The organism is Thermoplasmata archaeon, from assembly GCA_038851035.1.
Lineage (GTDB): Archaea > Thermoplasmatota > DTKX01 > VGTL01 > VGTL01 > JAWCLH01.
Genome location: JAWCLH010000043.1, coordinates 1 through 17,940, shown reverse-complemented (window position 1 = coordinate 17,940; position 17,940 = coordinate 1). Strand labels below are relative to the sequence as shown.

Sequence of the window (17,940 nt, the reverse complement as noted above, 5' to 3'; positions counted from 1 at the left end):
AGAAGTACTCATGCCCTTATGTCTTGACCAGCGCCAAGACCGGCGAGAATGTGGAGGAGGCTTTCAGGGAGCTCGGCAGGAGACTCATCCAGCATTTCCTCAGAACTCGCGCGAAAACCTGATATTCTTATAGTCACCTGAGGCCCGCCCCTGTGGTCCACTCCAAGATGAGCCGACGAGGAACCGCTAGATTTCTCCATTCACGTATCTCCGGTTGTCGGCGGTCATCTCTTCATCTTTTAAATAGGGATAAAAATCCCCTCTTCACCTTTTTCCTTTCCCTCCCCTTCCCATCCACCACCTTTCCCTCCCCGCTTTTCTCAATCCCTTCCCCCTCATCCCCCTCAGCCCCCTGCGCTCCCGCGCCCCTTTGGCCCTCTTCCCCACCTAGTCCAGCATCTCCCTCTCCCCGCCCTTCGGCCTCCCCTTCGCCCGTCGCGGCATCCTCCGCTTCCTCCCCTTCAAATCCTTCACTACGATTATCTTCTCTCCTCCTAGCCTCCTCCCCCTCCTCCGTCACCTCCCCACCCGCCTCTCCCTCAATTTTCTTCTCCGTCCCTTTCTCAATCTCCCCAGCCTCCATCAATCTGAGGCGCCTCCGCCTCTCCTTCTCCCTCTCCCTCCGCCTCTCAGCCCTGAGCTCCTCCCTCTTCCTCGCCTCTGCCTCTTTCTCTTCAGCCTCCTCTCTCATCTTCCTCTCAAGGTTTAGCCGCGCCTTTTCCAGTCTCACTATCCTACTCCTCTGGCCCCGAATTCGATTCGAGAGTTCCATCCTCGCTTTCGAGAAATCGGCCTTCGTGATTTCCCCCTCGTCGCACCTCTTCTTAGCCCTCTCGAGCCGGCCCTCGAGCTCTAGGACCTCTTTCTTTGCCTCTTCAATCATCTCTGTGAGCTTTCGAATCTTCCTCTCGCTCATCTCCCTCCCTCTCGTCCCGCGCTCCTGTGATTGGGGCTAGAGCCTTATCTACATGTCGCTGGGGTCCCATGCAGGTTATCTTCTCGCGCACGTTCACAAGCACCTCTGAAGCCACAGTCCAGACCTTCAGAACATGAGGCGATATCGACACGACGTCGTCCGCTATCCCAGAGACAGGGCTGAGGAAGTCGCCATCTGGAAATCCACCTATAATGCACGCCAGATGTTTTCCCCTCTGCCTTGAGAAGTAAACCCTAGAGTCAATGCACCTTCCCTGGGGCGAGAGAGCCACGACTCTCTCCGCACCCGAGTCCTCAACGGCCTTTTTCAGGCTTCCCTTCTCAAGCACGATCAACGGCTCACCATCCTTCGGTACCCTCCCCTCGAGAAAGAGCTGCTCCATCAGGGAGTAGAAGCGGCTCTGGCTCTTCGGGAGGCGAGTGTCGGGCCTCGGACGAATCAAAAGGTCGTTCCGGGTGTGGACCGTGACCCTTAGCCCTCCCTCGAGGTTGAGGATGGAGTCGAGCGCGGTCAGGAGAAAGAAATGAACGATGTCCGGTCTTCCGCGCCTCCTACCATCCGGAAGCCTCCTCAGCGCCGGGTGGTGCAACGTGCTGTCGAGCAGCGTGTCGGAGGCCCTCCTGTTTCTGCGGCGCGCGTGAGCGACGCAGGCGGGGTGGCCGGCGATTGACGTGGGCACGAGCTCGAGTTCCGAGTCGGCCAGAATCAGGTCGAGCATCATCACACCTTCTTTTCCTCGGCCCTGCGAAGCGCGGCGCTGGATAAAAACATTGCCGCTTCCATCTCATTTCCGGTTTGGGGCCGCTGAACGGCTCAATCGGGCCGACAACCCCTACGACCCCCCGACGGACTCCCGGGGAGCGTCTCCCAAAAAGGTAAAAACCGTCGCTCCGTTACCCCCTAGGTAGAATGCTGCTCTCCGACGCGGAAATACTGAGGGCAATTGAGGAGGGTGAGCTGGAAATCGCTCCCTTTGACGAGAGAAACCTCACCCCCAACGGCTACGACCTTACAATAGAGGCTGTTCTCCTGCCCTCGAGCGGGGAAGAGGTCAGGAGAGGCGTCGCGAGAGTTGCTCCCATGAGCTGGTTCGTCGTCGGCACGCGGGAGAGGGTGCGGCTGGGAAAAAAGCTCGCTGCCCAGCTCTGGCTGAGGTCGGGGTACGCACGCAGGGGTGTGCTGGCGAGCTTTGGAAAGGTCGACGCGGGCTTCGCCGGCAACCTAACGGTCTCGGCCTTCAATGCCTCCTCTGCCGAGCTCGAGCTTCCGATCGGGGAGCGCTTTTGCCAGCTCGTGGTAGAGCGCCTCGGAACGCCCGCTATGAAGGATTATTCGGAGCGCTCGGGAAGATTCCAGAACCAGAAAGGGATCACCCTGGAGCCCCGGCCGCCCAAAGGGGCGCATAGAGCCTTCGGGGAGGAAGCAGGCAATGGACTGACAAGCAGAAGTGGAAGCGAGAGAGCGGAGAGGCGCCATGGGGGAATTCATAAGAGTAGGGCGAGTCTGGAGCGCACCGTGGAGGGAACTCAGAGGGAGTGTGGGACCTGCTGCGCGGCCCCGGAGCCGGAGGGCAATGGCTCGATATGCCTGGCCGTCGAGTGCTCCCGGTGTTGCGAGGGGACGGAGATGCCCCTGACGTCCGATGACATTGAGAGGATAGAGGCCCTCGGGTTCCGGCGGGAGGATTTCATTATATCGACCAAGGGCTGGACCAGGCTTCGCAATGTGAACGGCGCCTGCTTCTTCCTCCGGGGCGGCATCTGTTCAATTTATCCTCACAGACCCGAGGGCTGCAGACTTTATCCCGTGGTCTTAGAAGTGGAAACTCGCGAGGCCGTTCTCGACCCCGAGTGCCCATCCAGAGACTGTTTCAGAATCACTCCTGAGCGCCGGAAGAGGCTCCTGTCCCTCGCGCGGCGACTTGCTCCAGTTCCACGGCTGGAGACGGGGGGCCGGTGGAAGGTCCATGAGTCCTCGTGCGCTGATTCGGAAGAGACACGGACACCTCGTACCAGCGCGACGATGGAGCGCTGAACACAGAAGAAATGTGAGTCGGACGAGGAGCAAACAAGATGAGGGAAGGGGTGTTCCGGGCGGATTTCACGAATTCTGCGCATCGAGGGGAGGGCTGGGGCCCAATCACCCGGCACCGTTATTTCTCGGGTGGAGAGGGCTCCCAACCTGCCATTTGCGGAGGCGCCCGTCTGGTCAGGCCACCTCCATGCTCGAGGGCGAGGTTGCCCTCTTCTGCTCCTGTATATTGACCTTGGGAAGCGGAATTGGGGGAGGGAGGCCGAGCTCCTTGGCTAGGAGAACTGTCTCTGGGATGCAGGATTGGAGGATCGAAGTGTGTATCTCGTTGGCCATCTCCGTTGGCATACTGTGTCTCGCGTGCCACTCCCTCGAAAGGCTGGCGGCATCTCCCTCGAAAATAAGCCTGCCCTCTATCTTCATCATTCCAAGGCTCCCGTAGCTTATCGCCAGTCTAAAGTCCACGTCGGCCTCCGTCGGGCTGAGTTCCGTTACCAGGGTCACGGTGCTGTTGGTGTCTATCTTCACGTGCCCGATGACCTCCTTCCTCTTCGTGAACCGCCTCCCCTCTATGGAGATGAATTCGATATCGCGCACCGGCATTTCTCTCCCCGAACCCCAATCACATTCGGTCTATTGATGGTTTCGCCCCGAAGGGGGGCTGAGACGGCTCAGGCCGGCCGCTTCCCACGAGCCGCCCCTGACCCGGCGACACGACCGGCTCACCCCCCTCGACGATCAGCTCTCCCCGGAGAAGGACGGCTCTCGGGAAAATCGCCTCGAAGCCCTCGAAGGGGCTCCAGGCGCACTTGGAGTGTAGCTTCTTTCCTTTTATCTCGGAGGCGCTAGTGGGGTCATATACAGCAAGACTGGCGGGCATTCCTGGAGCGATTTTTCCGCAATTGATTCCGTACACCTCCGCGGGGCGCGAGCAGGCCATTGCGACAATGAGCTGGAGTGGAACCCTCCCTTTCTTCGCCAGCGCTATCATCAATGGAACCATTGTTTCGGTTCCTGGGACCCCCGCGGGAGCGTCCGCGAAACTCGTGTCCTTCTCTTCCTCGAGATGGGGGGCGTGGTCGGATGCGAGAATATCCACGCTTCCATCGAGAAAAGCCCTCCAGAGAGCAGCTCTCTCCGCCCTCCCCCTTACCGGGGGGTTGGTCTTGGCCAGCGCCCCGAGCGATGCATGGTCATCAGCGTCTAGAAGGAGGTGGTGGGGCGTGAGCTCGGAGGTGAGCAACTTGGATGCGGGTTCTCGGTGGCCGTTTCCTTCCGCGTGCTCGGCCTCCGCGGCCTCCGCTTTTCCGGGCGCTTCCATTTCTATGCGCCCGGGCACTCCAGCGCCCCCATCCTTCTTCTCCCCACCATTTCCCCTCTGCCCGCTCCGAGCTCTCCCGATGAGTTCCAGCGTCCCGCCAGCGCTCAGGTGACAGATATGCCCCCGACCTTTTCCGAGGGCTTCGATGAATTTCCGGGCCGCCTCAGTCTCTGCCTCGGGCGGTCTGGATTCGCTGTGCTCTCTGAGATTCTTGGGGAGCAGCCCCAGGCGGCGGATAATGGTCTCGTCCTCGGCGTGCACAGCCATGGGCTTTCCCGTTTCAGAGATTCCGGCCAGCAAGGATGGGATTGAGGAGTAGTCACGAATCAGAAGCGCTTCTGTTGCTGAGGACATGTAGAGTTTGTAGCCCACAACCATGGAGGCCGCTTCCACGGGGGGGCTATCCACGGTAAAGCCCGCGAATAGACCGATATCCACGCAAGCCCTCCTCGAAGCGATTCCGGCCTTTTCTCTAATCGCGGGGATGGAGGCGGCCGGAGGGATGGTATTAGGCATCTCGAGAACAGTGGTCACGCCACCGCACGCAGCGGCGGTGGTTCCGGTGGCGATGTCCTCCTTCCGGGTGAGCCCTGGCTCCCTTAGATGGACGTGGGCGTCTACGGCCCCGGGCAGGATTATGTTGTCCCCGAAGTCGAGCACCCGCTCCCCTCTGAGAACCTTCCCGACTTTGGAGATTAGGCCTCCATCCACTCCAATCGCGAGCTCCTGCAAGCGGCCCTCGTAGAGCGCCCGCCCCTCGATGACGAGTTCCATCGAGGCCGTAATTGCTCCCGTGGTTAATATGCTTGATTAATGCCCCCGTTCCATCACTGTTCCCACTTGGGACGGATGAAAGGTCTACCTAGCGCTCTTCCATTGGACTATTCTCTGCTGGGCCCCAGCCAAAAAAAAAGTTCTCTCGCTCCTCAGCCCTTCCTCCTCCGCACCTCCCCTCCTCGGCCGTCGGGCCCTATCCTTACCCTCTGCAAGGGCCCTGGGGCATACCAGCTCCACCTGCCGGCAAGTTTAAGAATGGCAGGCATCAGGTAGATTCTTATAACGAATGTGTCCAGTAAAATCGCCAGAAATAGGGCGAAGCCGAACTGCTGGAGCAGCCCCAGCGTGGAGAGCATCATCGAGCCGAAGGCCCCAGCCATTATGAGTCCGCAGATGGTTATTATGCCGCCGGTCCGCTCCACGGCGCGCTGAATCGCCTCCTCGTGCGTCCTCCCTTTCCCGACCTCCTCTCTGACCCTCGTTATTAAAAATATGTTGTAGTCCATCCCCAGGCCCATCAGGACGATGAAAAGGATGAGGGGCACGAGCCAGAGGACGTGCGTCCCGCCCCAGAACTGGAACACTGCCATTGTGGCGGCGATTGTCCAGGCGATGCCGATGCCCACGGAGAGAATCGCTGTGGCGGGAATCAGGAGAGAGCCGAGAACGATGAGGAGCAGAACGAAGATGCCGATGATTACCAAAACCCTCATCTCCGCCATGCTGTCGTCGATGATTCTGCGGATGTCGTACATGCCGGCGGTGGTACCCCCGACGAGAACCCTCGCTTCAGAGAGCGCTTGGTCCGCAGCCCTTATCTCCGAGATTCTGCTCCGAAGGACCGGAACAGCCTCTAGGCTCTCCTTTTTCAGAGGCTCCCTGTCGAACACCAGCGTGATGAGAACCGTTCGGTTGCTCTTTCCGAAAGCGCCTGCAAGGGTGGAGTTCTTTGTTTCCTCGCCGAAGACCCTCCAGTCTATCTGGTCAACCCTCTGCCCGAGGTAATAACTCGAGGGGGTGGCTGAACGGATGATCCGAACCTTCTCTCCCCTCTCATCAACCACCGTTATGTTCTCGAGGGCACGGCTCAGGGCGTCCACCGAGTCCAGCCTGGTCGTATTGTAGGTATTGTTACCGAGCCAGACCGGCTCCCTGAACTGAACCACAACCTGAGATGGCATTACCTCCCCCCTTCCAAAGCCCTCGGCCATCGCATCGATGCCCTCCGTCGCCTCCGTCCTTGGCATTCCCTCGAAGAAGTCAAAGCTCGGCTCCATAACGAGGAGGAGGTAGAGGGAGGGTATGAAGAGGATGGTGCAGACACCGATCACGGTCCAGGGGCGTCTCAAAGAGAATCTGACGGCGCTGGTAAAATATGGCACCTTTCCTTCTTTTCCAGGGGGGCCGGGCTCCGCTCCGCCCTTAATTCCTTTGGTTTCTCCTTTGCTTCCGGCGCCGGCTTCTTCCGGACCGGAGGAACCCGTGGGGGCCGACCCGCGTCCATCGGGGCGAGAAGGCCAGAAGATTCTGTCACCCACAATCATAAGCACCGAGGGAACGAATGTCAGGGCCGCCAGAATTCCTATGCCTATCGCCATCGCCAGAACCAAGCCCATCGTCCGAATCATTGCGAAGTCGCTGAGCACCATTGCACCGAAGCCTATCATCACCGCCAAACCGGAGGTTGCGATGCTCTCCCCTGCCCAAGTGACGGAGGTGCGTATCGCCTCTTCTTTACTCCCCCCCTCCTTCCTCTCTTCCCGATATCTGGCCAAGATGAATATCGCGTAGTCCATGCCCGTGCCCATTAGAATCACGAAGAGCAGGATGTTGGTGCTGTAGTGGATTTTCGCAATCAGGGTGCCGACAATGAAAAGCAGGGTCTGGCTCGCTAGTAGCGCCACGCCGATCCCGATGAACGGGAAGAAGGGAGCGAGCACGGAGAAGAAGAACAGCCCGACAAGAATCAACACTATTCCCACTGTCACGGGGTCTATCCTCTCAACATCCCGGAAGGCTTGCTCCTCCAGCTCTAGGCCCATCGCCTGACTTCCCGTCACATACGTTCGGACTCCAGCGGCGCCCCTCCCCTTCGAGAGAATGCTTCTAAGCTCCGCGATGTTCTCCCTGAGAACCTGATTGCTCTTCGTCCCGAAGGTGACCATCACTATCATAGTCGTGTTCTTCGGGCTGACGAAGCTCCTCTCTATCTCTCGAGGCAATCTGACGGGGTAGTCGCCGAAGACGCTCGAGTTGATGACTCCGGCGACAAGCTCCCGAGCACGCGCGGGGTCGGGCAGCGGCCCGAGCTCCTCGTAGAGCTCGGCAAGGAATGTTCGGTTTATGGCAACTCGGCCCCCCAAGCCCGCGAGGAAGAGGTCTATCGAGGCGTTGCGGGCGCGCGAAGGGTCCGAGAGGGAGGTGATGTCGAGAGGAAAGGCCCCGCCCCCCGTCCCGTTCGACCCAAAGAGGCCTGCGCTGGCGCGGCCGATGGCGAGCTCCGTCCTATTCTCAAGGGGGGCAGAAGGAGGGAGATAGAGGGGGTCATTGGGGTCGAAGGTCCTGTTCCAGATGCTCGCGAAGGTCTCGAGACCGGCCCTGACCGCAGAGGCCACTCTCTCGTGGAGGCGGCCCGAAGCGATGTATCCCTCCATTGACGACCTGACTGCGACGAGGGCGGCTCCGGTGAGGCGGTTTGTGAGGTTGGTTATGTCGGTGCAGGTGCTGATGTTGAAGGATGCGTAGGCGGCGGCCATAAACGCCCCGGCCGTGGCGTTGGTTTCGGAGACACGGGCGATGAACTGCGGCGCCACCTGATGGACCACCCATTCGGCCCTAGTCGCCGCTGGCGCGCCCAAGAGGGATACATTCGATAGGGAGGTGATCCAGGCCTGATAGAACGAGGAGTAGTAGCCCTCCAGGGTATGGAGCATCTCCGCGGGAAGGCCCATATCCGCTACCGTCTGGCGGAGCTGAACGGTGAATGTGCTGTTGGCCAGCTCGCTGATGTGATAAGGGCTGGTCCACGTGCTCAGGTTCAGCCATTGGAGAACCGCAAGACCGAGCTGCAGCGCCATTGGCTCGCCGGCGAAGGCTGTGCGTAAGTAGGCGGGAGCTATTTGTGCCGTGAGCGCGGCGGCCCTCTCGAGGGTGGTGGAGCCGTCCAGGGAGGAGTTGAGCCAAGAGGCCTCCCAGCCCTCCGCGAAAGCGTCGTAGTAGCCCCTCATTAGCTGGAGCTGTTGCGCGGGAACGGAGGAGCCGGCGGGCCCGGCTTGAATAAGCTGCCAGGCGAGTATAGTTGTGTACCGGCCGATAGCAAGTGGGTCGCTGAAGGTTGATACGTTAAAGGAATTCAGCACGGCCCTCATCGCCAGCTGGGTCTCGTTCGAGGGGGAGGTGAAATTAAAGTAAATCGGCGCCACTGCCTGCGCGGCGCTCTGGGCCCTGACCGCCGGAGGGGTGGAGTTGTCCAGATACACAGAGGCGTTGGAGGCGTTGAAGCTTTCCTTCCAGTACCCGAACACTGCCGAGTGATAGCCACGCACGAGCTCCCTCTGCTCTTCGTCTTGAATGGAGGAGTTAAGCCCCGCCCAGCTCAGGTTGAAGGCCTGGAGGTTCCGCTCTTCAATATCCGGGATGGCAGAGAGCGAACTCCAGGCCTCGAGGAGCGCCGCGGGACTACCATAGATGAGGATAGTGGTCGCTCTTGTGCCCTCATAGGTCTGTTGGTAGAGGAATGGAATTCCATAAATCATGAGGGCGCTTTGGTTGAGATTTTCCCATAGCTGGGCGAACATCGCCGGCGCGCCCCAAACTAGGAAAAGGCTGCCATTGACTCCGCCCCAGAAGCCCGCGAGCTGAATCATGAAGGCCACGGAGGTCAAATTGGCCTCGAGGGCGCCGAGAACCGGAGGGAGCTCGAGGGCGCTCCGCTCCATCACCTGCCGATAGATGGAGTATATTGAGGTGAAGTTCTCAATCGTTTTTACGCGGCCTCCCAAAAGGGAGGTTCTCTCCACATCCAGCAGGAAATCCCTCGCCGCCGGAGTGGAGACGTCTCCCGTGAGCACGATTATCACGCTCGAGTTAGCTCGGGCGCCGGGGAACTCCTTTTCGATTATCTCTCCCGCCGTGATCGACTCTGCCCTCATCTCCTCGCCCGCCGCCTTGGTTTCCTCGTATACCAGAACTTCGTTGAGCTTCATCGCCAGCGGTACGGAGATAATCATGAGTGCGAGCCAGGCCACGATAATCTTTCTGTGGTGCTTTACCACGCTGTCCGCCAGCCCCCTGAACACCATCCTCGCACCCCTTCCCCGGCACTTCTCCGCCGGATTTTTTGCTGAATTCAGGACGGGGTATATGGGTATTGCGGTCCCGCTGACAATCGTTTGTATCTTGAGACTATAAAATTCCAGAAAAGATTATTAGCGGCCTCTGTGTTTTGTACCGGGGGATCACGAATGAGAATTCGCTGGCACGGCCATGCCTGCTTCGAGCTCTCCGACGGCCAGACTGTGGTTACCGACCCCCACGACGGTAAGTACATCGGCATTCCGCCACCGAGAGTCAAAGGGGACATCATCCTTGTCTCTCACGACCACTTTGACCATAATAGCGTGAAGACAGTGCGGGGGACCGGGAGCAGGGTCTACGACAAGCCCGGAAGCTACGAGGATGGAAAGGTCAAGATTCTCGGGGTTCCATCCTTCCACGACGACGTTCAGGGTCAGAAGAGGGGGCAGGTTGTGCTTTTCAAGATAGAGATGGAGGGCCTCCGTTTCGTCCATCTCGGAGACCTTGGCTGCATTCCCGGCGAGAGAGAGCTTGAGGCCCTCGGGGCAGTTGACATCCTTTTCGTGCCCGTGGGGAATGTCTTCACAATCGACGCTGTCAGGGCCTGGGAGGTCGTGACGAGAATCCAGCCTCTCGTGGCGGTCCCCATGCACTACCGCGTCGGTGGCCTCTCGCTCTCGATAAAGACCGTGGACCCATTCCTGGCCGAGGCTCGTGGAAAGGCCGAAATCGTCAACGTTGGCAACGAAATCGAGTTCGAGGTGCCGGATCTCCCGGAAGAGCTGACGGTCTGGGTCTTCTCGCTCTAGATGAGATCAAGGATTTCGTGGGCATCGGTGGCGCTCTGGCGCCTCCGCAGCCTCTCCCATGCTCCGAGCTCGCCCAGCGCGGACGCAAGGAGTGCCCTCAGAACCTCCGCCTCTCCCCTCGCGACCCGCGCCATCCGGTCGGCCTCCACCAGACCATAGGGGTAGCCGGGGAAAGAAAGGTCCCTCGAACCCCCCCGGAGCTCGGCGAAGACGCGCGAAACCTCCGCTGTGCTCATATTCTTGGCCTGCTCCCTGAGAATCTCAGCCCTGAATACGTGCTTTGATGATTTGTGGAGCCGGCAGGCGAAGATCTCGGCGCGGTGCTCTGGATGGTTGTTTTGGACGATAGGGTGGTAGTACCAACATTCGGAGCCCACTCCGCAGCTGTGCGAGAGCTCCTCAATTGCCGCCATCAGGGACATTCCTGTAGAGGTGAAGAGCGTCGAGGTCTTGGCGAGAGCCGCTAGCGTGACCCCTCTCTCAAGAGCGGCTTCGAATGCCCTACGGGCCGAGGAGGCCTCGTTCCTGACTGCGGTCTGCAGGGTCCCGTCGCGGACCGCAATGTCTCCTGGCCGGAGTTCCTCCTCGATTATTTTTGAGAGCACGACCCATTCCGCGAAGCGCCTCGCGGCCGCCCCGACGACAGAGATGTCGGCGCGGAAGCCCCGGTTTGTGAGCGAGCTGTCGCAGGAGCTGAAGACCAGGCTTCCGCTATCCAGGAGAAAGGGCTCGAAAGGAGGGTCGAGGGGAATCAGCTCTGCGGAGTAGGATATATCCTCACCCTCCACGCCCGCTCTCGCAACGCTAACGAACTCGACAATCGCTGGAAACACTCGCTCCCGGACGCGCTCTCCGCCCCTGAACAAGACCGAGCAGACCCTGACGAGCTGGACCGAGAGGTCGGGGGAGTGGAAGATTTCCTGGTTCCCTCCATCCACATATCCGACGCAGGAGGATGGCTCGGTTTCTGGAATCGCGTGGAAGCCGGACGCGTTGAAAGGAACCGGGAGATAGCGCGGGTCCCCAAACTCCGGGACGCCCGGATTCACTTCCCTTGTTCCCCTCTCCAAAATCTCCGCAGCTCTCCTTAGTGCTTCGGGAAGCATGGGCCTGAATTCCGGCGCCCGGTGATATAACTGATGGTTCGGGGCCACCCCTCTCTTCTGAGGCCCCAGAGCGCTGAGGTATCTCTCCCTACGGGGCTCGAACCCCGTCGAAAAGAGTGGCTCAACGGGCGCGCCCTTGGTGCGCCCTCCGGTAGGAGAGATAGGAAACCACACCACTGCCCCGTGACTCGGGAGGCCACTGATGGCCGATGGCGCGCGATATCAGGGCGATGGCTCTCTCGATAAATTGGCAAAAGGCATATAAATGGGCAAGGTTATGGGGAGGGCACCTCGGAGAGGAGGAAACGGAGATGGCAGAGAAGCCGCACCTGAACATCGTGTTCATCGGGCACGTCGACCACGGCAAGTCAACGACGATAGGGAGGCTCCTCCTTGACACCGGCCACATCCAACAATATATAATAGATAAATACAAGGAAGAGGCCGCCGCCAAGGGCAAGACCACCTTCGAGTTCGCTTGGGTGATGGACCAGCTGAAGGAGGAGAGGGAGAGGGGTCTCACAATCGACGTGGCGCACAAGCCCTTCCACACCGACAAGTACTACTTCACTATCATCGACTGCCCTGGACACAGGGACTTTATTAAGAACATGATAACGGGCACGAGCCAGGGCGATGGGGCGATTCTCGTGTGCTCGGCCGCCGAGGGCGCTCAGACGCAGACACGGGAGCACATATTCCTCGCCCGGACTCTGGGCATCCCCCAGCTCGTCGTGGCAATAAACAAAATGGACGCTGTGGACTACAAGCAGGAGAAGTATGAAGAGACGAAGACCGCCTGCGTGAACCTCCTGAAGAACGTGGGCTACAAGACCGATACGATTGCCTTCGTACCGATAAGCGCCTATATGGGGGACAATGTTGCGAAGAGATCGGACAAGATGCCGTGGTACAAGGGCCCGACACTCGTCGAGGCCTTGAACGGCTTCACGGTGCCGGAAAAGCCCATTGGCAAGCCACTGAGAATTCCCGTGCAGGATGTCTATACAATCACCGGCGTTGGAACGGTTCCCGTGGGCCGGGTGGAGACAGGCGTGCTCAAGCCCAATGACAAGGTCATCTTTATGCCATCGGGGAAGGTCGGCGAGGTGAAAAGCATCGAGATGCACCACCAGGCCCTCCAGCAGGCAGTTCCTGGCGACAACATAGGCTTCAATGTGAGGGGCATATCGAAGCAGGATGTGAAGAGGGGAGACGTTGTCGGCCACGTCGACAACCCGCCGACAGTGGCCAAGAGCTTCACGGCCCGTATCATGGTCCTCAACCACCCGAGCGTCATCACCGCCGGCTACACGCCCGTGTTCCACTGCCACACCGCGCAGGTTGCGTGCACAATCGAGGCCATCCTCCAGAAGCTCGACCCGAAGACTGGGACGGTCATCGAGCAGAACCCTACCACAATCAAAACTGGTGACGCCGCGGTCATTAAGGTCCGGCCGACGAAACCGATGGTCGTGGAGACCGCCAAGGACTTCCCACCTCTCGGCAAGTTCGCCATCAGGGACATGGGAATCACCGTGGCGGCGGGGATGGTCATGGAAGTGGAGAAGAAGTAGTTTCCCACTTTGTTTTCTTGAGGTGCTGCGCTTGCCGGCTGGACCCAAGGCCAAAATATCACTAACGGGCACGGACCCGAAGAAGGTGGACTCCGTCTGCCAGCAGATCAAGACGATATCCGAGAGGACCGGCGTCCAGATGGCCGGACCCATACCCCTGCCGACGAAGCATCTCGTCGTGCCAGTTCGCAAGTCCCCGGACGGCGAGGGCTCCAACACCTGGGACCATTGGGAAATGCGGGTACACAAGCGCTTGATTTACCTCGACCCGGACGAGAGGGCCCTCAGGCAGCTGATGAGGATATCCGTCCCGGACGGGGTGAACATAGAGATTGTGCTGAGGAGCTGAATCGAGCACCTATATTCTAAGCGGCACCGAATTCTCAGCCCCGGCTGGAGAGGGGGTCAGAAGAAGCTCGCCAACCGGCCATATCCGGGAGCGAGGGCTCCCGTGACCTCTGGCAGCCTCATGAGGCTCATTTCAGCTTCCTCAGCTCCCCCTCCACCCTACTCTGCTCCTTCGCCGCCCCCAGCCTCCTATAGGTCGCCAGCGCGCTCTCCAGCCTCCTCCTCGCCGCCGCCCCGTCTCCCCTCTCCTTCAGCATGAGCCCGTACTCGAACTCCGCTTCCGCGAGTTCTTTGGGTATATCAAGCCTCTCGAGAAGACGAATTCCTTGCTTGAAGAAGGCATCGGAGCGCTCCCAGTCCCTGAGCGCACGATATAGAATTCCCTTCGCGAGAAGATTGGTCGAGACCATGTACTCGTCCCCGAGCCTCTCGAAGATTCTGGAGGACTCATCCAGATACCTTAGCGCCCTCTCCTCCTCCGCTCTGCGCGCCAGGATCTGGCCTATGTTAGACAGGGCATAGGCCTTCGTCGAAACGTCCCCGCACCCCTCCGAGAGCTCTAAACTCCTCTGGTAGTGCTCCAGCGCCTCCTCCCAGCGCTGTTCGTAGAAAAGCACTGCCCCCAAATTGTTGTGGACCCTTGCGGCCTCCCTCCGGTTCCTTTCTTCTTCTAGAACTCGGAGGGCTCGATTGTAGAGCGATAGCGCCTCTTCCGTCGCCCCCCGGTCGCTCTCAAGATTGGCCATATCGGTCAGAATGGACGCAGAGAGCGCCCTCCGCCCCCTTCGCTTAGCGAGCCTGAGCGCCTCGTTAAAGAGGCGTTGCGCCTCCTCCCACCTGCCCCGCCTCCAGGCAACCCTTGCGCACCCCCGCAGGGCTGCGTCCCTCTGGCCCTCGTCCAGCTCGGCAGCCTTTGCATAGGCATTTTCAGCGCCCTCCCAGTCGCTCCTCTCCTCGAGAATCTGGCCACTGCCGAGGAGGGCCGCGGCGGCCAGGGCGTCGCCGCCTGAGGCCACGCCGGCGTAGTCCCTGAGAGCGCCGTCCCTATCCCCGTTCTCAGCGAGGGCCCTCGCCCTGAGGAGGAGAATCTCCCGCCACTGCCCCTGCCCGCAGTCCTTCTCCTCAATCACCTTCAGCACCTCGCTCAAAAGGGGTCCGCAGAAGCCGGTCTCCAGCAACCTCTCGCCGTGTCTCAGCGTCTCCTCCACCGCCCTCGCCTTATCCCCGGCGTTTATTAGATGGCAGAGGGCCTCGAGCGCCGCCTCCTCTTTCAGCGGTTTTGAGGAGAGGAGGTGGAGTGCGGCGCGCAGGTGGACCACCCTTTTCTCTGCGGGACTCAGGCGGGCGCGGACGATTTCTCTAAGGATGTCGTGCATGGTATAGAGACCATCGGAGGAGACCCTCAGAATGCCCTTCCCGAGCAGTGAGTCGATCGCGTCCGGTCCGGCCCCATCACAGATTAGGGCGGGGGCAGGAACTGGCGAGGAGTGGACGGAGGTCGCCGCAAGCACTTTTCTCTCCTCCTCGCTCAGGGTCGACAGCAGCTCCCTCTTGATGTGCTCCATGAGCGCCCCCTTGCCCGCACCTATGCCGCTCTTCGCGAGAAGTTGCAAATAGAGGGGGTTGCCTCCAGCGGCCTCGAGCGCCGCCTTTCTCTCATCAGGCGGGAGGGAGGTGCCGAGGAGCGAGAGGGCGCTCTCCTCGTCCAAACCGCCGAGAGCCAATTCCCTCACCCGGTCCGGGGCCCCCCGTGAGGCTCCGGCAAGCTCCCTCCTCTCCCTGCTGAGCAGGAGCAGACGCGGGCCGCGGGTCTGAAGGACCGCGTCCACCAGCGCCCTGATACCTCGAAGCAGCTCGGGCGACGCTTTCTGCAGATCATCAATCACTATTATTGCCTCGAGGCCTCCGAGCTCGCCGACCAGAATCTCGTGGACTTGGGAGAGCTCGGGCGGGCCGGGGGCCTCTAGAGCTGCGGCGAGTTTCTTTCGCCCCGTTGCGGAGAGGAAAGCGCTGAGGGGCCTGACGATGCCTTGGAGCGTGTCCCATTCATGGACGACGAGCCATAGGGCGTGCCGCCTGCCCTTCAACTGCCTCAGCAGCTCGAGCGCAAGGCTGCTCTTTCCTATCCCCGCGGGGCCGAAGATGCTGACCACGCGCGCCTCCCCTTCGAGCCACTCCATTAGCACGCGCAGCTCGTCCTTCCTTCCGAAAAATGGTGCTGGAGAGGGGGCCCCCTCCAGCCGCTCCACCAGCCCCTCCCTTAGGGTTCTACCCCTTAATGTCTGGGGGTCTATGGGCCCCGCCTCTGCCGCAAGTAGAACATCGAGCAGCCCCGCATTCTTGCATTTCGACACTACATCGCCCGCAGTCGCCTCGATAGCCCCGGACTGGGAGGCAAGAGCGACCGGCTCCCTCTCGAGCCTCTCTCTAAGCTCCCGTCCAGCGAGCTGCCCCTCCCAGGTCAGGAAATAAACCCTCCTGCTCCTCCCCCCTCCCCTGACCCGTGAGAGCCTTTCTTTAACTAATCCCTGGGCCATCAGCTTTTTCACTGTCCGGGGGACATGGCTCCTCAGAATTCCGGTCCTGTCGGCGATGCCGTTTTGCGAGACGGCATAGGGCGCGTAAGCCTCCTCCTCAAAGCGGACGAAGTCATAGAGGTGGAGGATAATTCGCTCCTGAGCACTCAGCCGCGTCCCCACGGGTGTTTCATCGCAATAAATCTATATGAACTTTGCAGACAGGCCGCTCCGGCCACCCCATATCATTTAAATACATCATCGCTTATGCCTTCAGGCCAGCGACGGGGAGAGTCGATGTACAAAATTGTGCGGCGCGAAGACACCGTCCGGATACCTCCGGACAGACTAGGAGAGGATATGGACAAGGTGATTCAGGAGCTCGCGAGGAGCAACTTTGAGGGCAAGTTCGAGCGGGGCGAGCTCACGGTCATCGCTACCAACATATCCCCCGTTGGCGTTGGGCGCATAATCCACGGTGACGGCGCCGTCTACCAAAAAGTGGTCTACGACGCCCTCGTATTCAGGCCCGAGGTTCAAGAGGTCGTGCTGGGCCAGGTGTGCGAGGTAATGAAGTTCGGAGCATTCATTCATATCGGTCCACTCGACGGCCTCCTCCACATCAGCCAGATAATGGACGACAGGGTCGAGGTCAACGAGGCTTCGAACAGGCTTGTGGGCAAGGACACCAAGCGGGAGCTCAAAGTCGGGGATCTAGTTAGAGCGCGAATCGTCACGATGAGCATTAACGAGAGAACCCCGCGTGAGAGCAAAATCGGTCTGACGATGAGGCAGCCGGGTCTCGGAAAGCTGGAGTGGCTGACTGAGGAGAAGAAAGAGGAGAAGAAGAAGGGCGAGAAGAAAAAGGAGAAGGGGGTCAAAAGCAAATGAAGGCGTGCAAGCAGTGCCATCTGATTGTCGAGGAGGGGGAGGAGTGCCCCCGGTGCAAAGGAGCCCTCTCCCGCGAGTGGCAGGGCTACGCAATCATAATCGACTACACAAAGTCCGAGATAGCGAAGCAGATCGGCGTTTCCGCCAATGGAACCTATGCACTAAAGGTCAGATGAGGCGTCAGGCGGGTGGGCCGCGCTGTCCTGCAGTCCTCAAATCCTGACATCCCCGCCTCGCTGCCCTCCCTTGTTCTTGTCATCATTCCCTCCCATCCTTTCAACCCGAGCTCTTCTGGGGCCTCACCACGCATGGATAAATGATAAATGACTCAAATTCATAATTCATTCGCGTGCTAATTCACCGCTGCTTGTTAAATTGAACTGTCGAATTCCGAAATAACTTCCTCTCGGCAAATATAAGAGCCCTAAAACCATATCAATACATGCGGAAGCTCACAAGGAGAAAGCTCAGATGGCTCATCAGGGAGATGGAAAAGGGTGAGGCCTCTGCATATCAACTTGCAAGGATACAGAAGATATCGGAACGCTGGGTATGGGAGCTCTACCGCGGTATAGGGAGAGGGGCGAATATCCATATCCTAAAAAGCCCGGCGCATCCCCTAAGTTAATCACTGATGAAGAGAGGGAGTATGTAATGAGGGCAAGAGCCAGGCATCCAGCATCCGGAGTATTCACCCTGGAGAAGGCAATTGAGGGTGAGGAGGGGATACATATCCCACACAACCGCATTCACAGGATCCTTAAAGAGAATGGACTGGCAAAAGATGAACCCAGGAAGCAGAGACGCCAGAAGTGGGTCCGGTATGAGAGGAAGCACAGCAACTCTCTCTGGCACGCTGACTGGGTCGAGATTGGGGGTGCGTATGTAATTCTTATAGAGGACGACGCTTCAAGGCTGCTGGTGGGGGCCGGCTCATATAAAAATGCCACCGCTCAGAATAGTCTAAGAACTCTTAAAAAGGCTGTGGCAGCTTATGGCAAGCCCAGGCAGCTCATGACCGACCATGGAACACAATTCACATCCTTACCAAGAGAGAGCTGTGCGGAACCGGGATTGAACGAGTTCCAGAAATGGCTCGAGGAGAACGGGATAGAACATGTGAAGGCCAGGGTGAAGCATCCTCAATCCAACGGGAAAGTGGAGAAGGCGGCTGGAACCATGATGAGGCTCATCCGGCACTTCGGGGGGCTTGAGAAGGCATTAAGCTACTATAACTACAGAAGGCCGCACTGGAGCCTCAGGCTCGAGGAGTGCGAGACGCCGTTCCAGGCGTTCATAAGGAAGATGTGGCCTGCAAAGAGAAGGGCGTT

At 59.5% G+C, this 17,940-nt stretch carries 14 protein-coding genes; 7 read left to right on the top strand and 7 right to left on the bottom strand.

All coding sequences use genetic code 11. The features are described 5' to 3' along the window. Positions 1-232 precede the first annotated feature (232 nt). Together QW379_10180 and QW379_10175 are read right to left on the bottom strand one after the other, a co-directional pair. Entirely contained in the window at positions 233-916 is a 684-nt protein-coding gene (locus tag QW379_10180; GenBank protein MEM2870761.1) for a hypothetical protein, read from the bottom strand. Continuing rightward, positions 876-1,658 (bottom strand): 16S rRNA methyltransferase, encoded by a 783-nt coding sequence (locus QW379_10175; GenBank protein ID MEM2870760.1) that lies wholly within the window; start codon positions 1,656-1,658, stop codon positions 876-878. The genes QW379_10180 and QW379_10175 overlap by 41 nt, the downstream gene beginning before the upstream one ends. Positions 1,659-1,846: 188 nt before the next feature. Between QW379_10175 and dcd the strand changes: the two genes are divergently transcribed. After that, positions 1,847-2,971 (top strand): dCTP deaminase, encoded by a 1,125-nt coding sequence (gene dcd / locus QW379_10170; GenBank protein ID MEM2870759.1) that lies wholly within the window; start codon positions 1,847-1,849, stop codon positions 2,969-2,971. 174 nt (positions 2,972-3,145) lie between these two features. On the opposite strand, the gene QW379_10165 is transcribed toward dcd, so the two are convergent. From QW379_10165 to QW379_10155, 3 genes are all read right to left on the bottom strand, one after another. Beyond that, complete coding sequence (locus QW379_10165) at positions 3,146-3,571, bottom strand: hypothetical protein (GenBank protein ID MEM2870758.1); 426 nt, start codon at positions 3,569-3,571, stop codon at positions 3,146-3,148. 19 nt (positions 3,572-3,590) lie between these two features. Continuing rightward, entirely contained in the window at positions 3,591-5,063 is a 1,473-nt protein-coding gene (locus tag QW379_10160) for an amidohydrolase family protein (protein MEM2870757.1), read from the bottom strand. 152 nt (positions 5,064-5,215) lie between these two features. Further along, positions 5,216-9,367: an MMPL family transporter gene (locus QW379_10155; protein MEM2870756.1), complete on the bottom strand. Its 4,152-nt coding sequence runs from the start codon at positions 9,365-9,367 to the stop codon at positions 5,216-5,218. A 162-nt stretch (positions 9,368-9,529) separates the two neighbouring features. Between QW379_10155 and QW379_10150 the strand changes: the two genes are divergently transcribed. Then, positions 9,530-10,171, top strand: coding sequence for an MBL fold metallo-hydrolase (locus QW379_10150; GenBank protein ID MEM2870755.1), 642 nt, complete (start codon positions 9,530-9,532; stop codon positions 10,169-10,171). Here the strand turns inward: QW379_10150 and QW379_10145 are convergent. After that, positions 10,168-11,277 (bottom strand): DNA double-strand break repair nuclease NurA, encoded by a 1,110-nt coding sequence (locus QW379_10145; protein ID MEM2870754.1) that lies wholly within the window; start codon positions 11,275-11,277, stop codon positions 10,168-10,170. The two genes, QW379_10150 and QW379_10145, sit on opposite strands and share 4 nt — an antisense overlap. A 311-nt stretch (positions 11,278-11,588) precedes the next feature. Between QW379_10145 and tuf the strand changes: the two genes are divergently transcribed. After that, positions 11,589-12,854 carry a translation elongation factor EF-1 subunit alpha gene (gene tuf, locus QW379_10140; protein MEM2870753.1) on the top strand — a complete coding sequence of 422 codons (1,266 nt, stop codon included), beginning with the start codon at positions 11,589-11,591 and terminating at the stop codon, positions 12,852-12,854. 31 nt (positions 12,855-12,885) lie between these two features. After that, positions 12,886-13,203 carry a 30S ribosomal protein S10 gene (rpsJ, locus tag QW379_10135; protein MEM2870752.1) on the top strand — a complete coding sequence of 106 codons (318 nt, stop codon included), beginning with the start codon at positions 12,886-12,888 and terminating at the stop codon, positions 13,201-13,203. A gap of 127 nt (positions 13,204-13,330) precedes the next feature. Here the strand turns inward: rpsJ and QW379_10130 are convergent, their stop codons facing one another. After that, positions 13,331-15,901 carry a tetratricopeptide repeat protein gene (locus tag QW379_10130; GenBank protein MEM2870751.1) on the bottom strand — a complete coding sequence of 857 codons (2,571 nt, stop codon included), beginning with the start codon at positions 15,899-15,901 and terminating at the stop codon, positions 13,331-13,333. A gap of 84 nt (positions 15,902-15,985) precedes the next feature. Here QW379_10130 and QW379_10125 point away from each other — a divergent pair, with 84 nt between their 5' ends. From QW379_10125 to QW379_10115, 3 genes are all read left to right on the top strand, one after another. Beyond that, positions 15,986-16,609, top strand: coding sequence for a DNA-directed RNA polymerase (locus tag QW379_10125; GenBank protein ID MEM2870750.1), 624 nt, complete (start codon positions 15,986-15,988; stop codon positions 16,607-16,609). Then, a complete protein-coding gene (gene spt4 / locus QW379_10120) occupies positions 16,606-16,785 on the top strand; it encodes a transcription elongation factor subunit Spt4 (GenBank protein ID MEM2870749.1) in 180 nt (59 codons plus the stop codon). Before QW379_10125 ends, spt4 begins: the two co-directional genes overlap by 4 nt. 376 nt (positions 16,786-17,161) lie before the next feature. Further along, positions 17,162-17,940: DDE-type integrase/transposase/recombinase (locus QW379_10115; protein ID MEM2870748.1), on the top strand; the 779-nt coding region annotated here is incomplete at its 3' end.

What these genes read in the sequence shown, in the direction of transcription:
- QW379_10155 (MEM2870756.1), bottom strand. Translation starts at nt 9,367, where the DNA reads ATGGTGTTCAGGGGGCTGGCGGACAGCGTGGTAAAGCACCACAGAAAG.
- dcd (MEM2870759.1), top strand. Translation starts at nt 1,847, where the DNA reads ATGCTGCTCTCCGACGCGGAAATACTGAGGGCAATTGAGGAGGGTGAG.
- QW379_10180 (MEM2870761.1), bottom strand. Translation starts at nt 916, where the DNA reads ATGAGCGAGAGGAAGATTCGAAAGCTCACAGAGATGATTGAAGAGGCA.
- QW379_10165 (MEM2870758.1), bottom strand. Translation starts at nt 3,571, where the DNA reads ATGCCGGTGCGCGATATCGAATTCATCTCCATAGAGGGGAGGCGGTTC.
- tuf (MEM2870753.1), top strand. Translation starts at nt 11,589, where the DNA reads ATGGCAGAGAAGCCGCACCTGAACATCGTGTTCATCGGGCACGTCGAC.
- QW379_10160 (MEM2870757.1), bottom strand. Translation starts at nt 5,063, where the DNA reads ATGGAACTCGTCATCGAGGGGCGGGCGCTCTACGAGGGCCGCTTGCAG.
- QW379_10150 (MEM2870755.1), top strand. Translation starts at nt 9,530, where the DNA reads ATGAGAATTCGCTGGCACGGCCATGCCTGCTTCGAGCTCTCCGACGGC.
- spt4 (MEM2870749.1), top strand. Translation starts at nt 16,606, where the DNA reads ATGAAGGCGTGCAAGCAGTGCCATCTGATTGTCGAGGAGGGGGAGGAG.
- QW379_10145 (MEM2870754.1), bottom strand. Translation starts at nt 11,277, where the DNA reads ATGCTTCCCGAAGCACTAAGGAGAGCTGCGGAGATTTTGGAGAGGGGA.
- QW379_10125 (MEM2870750.1), top strand. Translation starts at nt 15,986, where the DNA reads ATGCCTTCAGGCCAGCGACGGGGAGAGTCGATGTACAAAATTGTGCGG.
- QW379_10175 (MEM2870760.1), bottom strand. Translation starts at nt 1,658, where the DNA reads ATGATGCTCGACCTGATTCTGGCCGACTCGGAACTCGAGCTCGTGCCC.